This window comes from Acetobacter sp. AN02 (genome assembly GCF_029759835.1).
Lineage (GTDB): Bacteria > Pseudomonadota > Alphaproteobacteria > Acetobacterales > Acetobacteraceae > Acetobacter.
In genome coordinates this window covers 1-2,902 of the sequence record NZ_JAJJND010000158.1, presented here as the reverse complement: position 1 = coordinate 2,902, position 2,902 = coordinate 1, and the positions used below count along the sequence as shown (strand labels likewise).

The 2,902-nt window shown below is 59.9% G+C and carries 4 protein-coding genes; 3 read left to right on the top strand and 1 reads right to left on the bottom strand.

The annotated features are described in order from the left end of the window. The coding region (gene mobQ, locus LOC54_RS11975) for a MobQ family relaxase (protein ID WP_279314017.1) at positions 1 to 878 on the bottom strand (878 nt) is incomplete at its 3' end. Positions 879 to 1,092: 214 nt separating this feature from the next. Here mobQ and LOC54_RS11970 point away from each other — a divergent pair. The 3 genes from LOC54_RS11970 (at position 1,093) to LOC54_RS11960 (ending at position 2,793) form a co-directional block, all read left to right on the top strand. Then, positions 1,093 to 1,350 carry a mobilization protein gene (locus LOC54_RS11970; RefSeq protein WP_279314016.1) on the top strand — a complete coding sequence of 86 codons (258 nt, stop codon included), beginning with the start codon at positions 1,093 to 1,095 and terminating at the stop codon, positions 1,348 to 1,350. Continuing rightward, positions 1,347 to 1,883 carry a replication protein gene (locus LOC54_RS11965; RefSeq protein WP_279314015.1) on the top strand — a complete coding sequence of 179 codons (537 nt, stop codon included), beginning with the start codon at positions 1,347 to 1,349 and terminating at the stop codon, positions 1,881 to 1,883. The genes LOC54_RS11970 and LOC54_RS11965 overlap by 4 nt, the downstream gene beginning before the upstream one ends. A gap of 340 nt (positions 1,884 to 2,223) precedes the next feature. Next, the gene (locus tag LOC54_RS11960) at positions 2,224 to 2,793 is read left to right on the top strand and encodes a hypothetical protein (RefSeq protein WP_279314014.1); all 570 of its coding nucleotides are present in this window, start codon (positions 2,224 to 2,226) and stop codon (positions 2,791 to 2,793) included. Positions 2,794 to 2,902 lie beyond the last annotated feature (109 nt).

The following is a 2,902-nucleotide window of genomic DNA, read 5'->3' as shown; positions in this document are numbered from 1 at the left end:
CTCTGGCGCTCAGTCTCCCTCTCCCGTTCCATCCGCTGCCCGATCTTCCGGGCCAGACCGACCGCCAGCCGGGCCTTTTTCTCAAGGCCGGAGAACAGCTCCTGCGCCTTCACCACAGCCTTGCGGGCCGTTTCCAGAACCCGGTTCCGCTCGCGGATCTCCGCGTTCTGCTTCCCGAGATCCGTTACCGGCTCCCGGCCGGGGATCTCGCGGGCCGCCTGACGCTCCAGGGCGGTCGCTGAAACCCCCATATGCCGGGTCGGCTCCTGTTCCTTCCCCTGGCGCTCGAAGCTCCGGTGATCCACTCGCTGTTCGACCTGGTGCCGTTCCAGCACCGTGTTGACCTGGCGCGCCCACACACCCCGCATATGCTCGATCTCGGCCGAGGCGGTGCTGGCCACGTCCAGAACCCGCGTCTTGGCCCCCAGACCTTCCTCACCGACCGTCCGGGTCGTGGTGAGGATATGGGCGTGATGGTTCCGGTTATCCCCTTCCCGGCCGGGTTCATGAATCGCCACATCGGCCACCACCCCGTAACGCACCACCAGCTCACGGGCGAAATCCCGAGCCAGTTCTTTCCGTGCGCCCGCGTCCAGCTCGGCCGGTAACGCCAGCTCGTATTCCCGGCCGGTCTTGGCGTCCTTCCTCTTCTCGGCCGCCTCGGCTGCGTTCCACAGAGCGTTCCGGTCCTGCGCCCAGTCCGCGCCATCCGGGGCCACGATGAACGCATCCTCCACTCCCTGCTTGCGGGTGTAGTCGTGCGTCAGGCCCTGCCGTTCGTCCGTCAGCACCTGACCAGAACGATAGGCGGCCGCAGCCACGATGCTGCGACCGGCCGAACGCGAAATGGATTTGACGGACAGGTGGTAGATCGCCACGACTTTCTCCGGTCTGGAAGGGTTCAGGGAAGGAACATTCCTGACGCACGCATTGGAACAATGCTAAAGTGCGCCCTTCACTCCTTCGTCGCAAGGGTTGTTTGCACTCCACGAGGAATCAAGGAAACTTCCGAAAAATCGGGTATCCTCAACAAGGTCACGCGGGAATGGAAATCACAACAGACCATTGCACCCACTTGGTGCGGGAGGAAAAATGACACCCATCGAGAAGGCAAAACAGCAGGTCGAGCAGGCCAAGGCCCGGTATCAGGCTTTGCTCGCCAGACAGAACGCCGAGGAACGCAAGCTGGACACCCGGCGCAAGGTTATTCTCGGGGGGCTTCTGATCGACGCGGCCGGGAAGGATGAACGCTTCGGCCGGGTCATTGACGAACTGATGAAACGCATCACCCGCGACCATGACCACAAGGCGTTCGAGGGGTGGCAGAAGCCCGAGCTTGACAAGTCATGACCGACGAACGCGAGCTGGATGACGGACTGGCCGCGTTCGACCAGCTCGGCCGGGAGATGGCGGAAACGAACCGCCTGCTCCGGGCCGTTCGATCCGAGCAGGCCACCCGGAACCAGCAGGAACATGCCCTGTCATCCGAAATGCAGGCCGCGCTCAGGCAGGCCACAGGAGCCTCACAGAAGGCGCTACAGGCCAGCCAGACCGAAATCCGTTCCAATCTACTTTGGACAGGTTTTATCAGCCTCCTGATCGCTCTGGCGGGCTGTGAGGCGGGATATTACCTCGGCCATCAGTCGGGATGGGAACAGGGACAGGCGGAAGGATACCAGAAAGCCCGGAATCAGGAGGCGGCCGCGAGCTGGGCCAACACCCCGGCCGGACTGCGGGCTTATGGCCTCGATCGACGCGGCAGCCTCGACCTGCTGACCATGTGTCGTGGGAACGGCTGGACCACGGAACGCCAGAAAGGCGGCACGGTCTGCTTCCCGAACGCTGACGCCAAGGGGAACATATCCGGCTGGTATCTCCCCTGACCGTCACAGGGATGGGAAAGCCGTCCAGTTTCCTCATCGCTTCCTGAGCCATTTTCTTTCGCCCGATTCTGCCGGCGTTACAGGGGCCGGGCGAGCGCGGAGCGGGAGCGGCGTAGCCCGCCCGCAGGGCGCCGGGACAGACCCCAAAATGGCAGTTTTCCACCGTTCTAAGGGGGGGACCATAGGGGGGAATAAATATCTTTATTCTATCTAGGGATTAGCTGATGGTCGTTTTTCGTTGGGGAACCGCAAAATATAGCTTCTCATTAGGTGGCACACTGTGCCACCATAAGGAGGCACAGTGTGCCACCTAATCGATCCCTATACAGAGGTTCCCCACATGCGGAATGTGACCCGCCTTAAGACCCGTAAAGATCGACTTCAGGAAGATCAGGCCGACCTACTCAAACAGGCTTTGCTTCCGTTTGCGGACAATGGCGGGGCGATGGGGGATGCAGTTGGGCGACTGTATGCCCAGATCAAGAACCTTACTACGCCAGACACTGGAACTACGGAGCCGTTCATCATGATCCGTCCCGCTCAAAATCGTGCTGTAACCCTCTGGCTTATGGAAAACAGTAAGCGCCCCATGAAGGCCGTCTCTGTCTGGACGCTCCTGTTTGATCATCTCATGCCGCACACAGGCCAAGTCATGCTGACACGCGAAGAAATCGCAGAACAAGTCGGGATCGCGGTCCAAGAAGTCAGCAAAATCATGAACGAACTGGTGACGTTCGGCGCAATCTTCTCCGAACGTGAAAAAGTAGCGGGCATGCGTGGGCCGGGTCTGGTCCGCTACTACATGAACAAACACGTCGCCGAAGTCGGAAGCCGCGCCACACAGGACGAACTTGCTCTTATTCCCAAGCCGGGAACTAAGTTGGAAGTCGTTCAAGGAGGGAAATTATGACCGATCTTTCCGACGAACTGGTCGCCAAGAGAACAACAAACGCTCCGTCTGTGCGTCCATCATAGGGGATCAAATATCACTAAAATTTTATCGTTTGCATAAAAAAAAC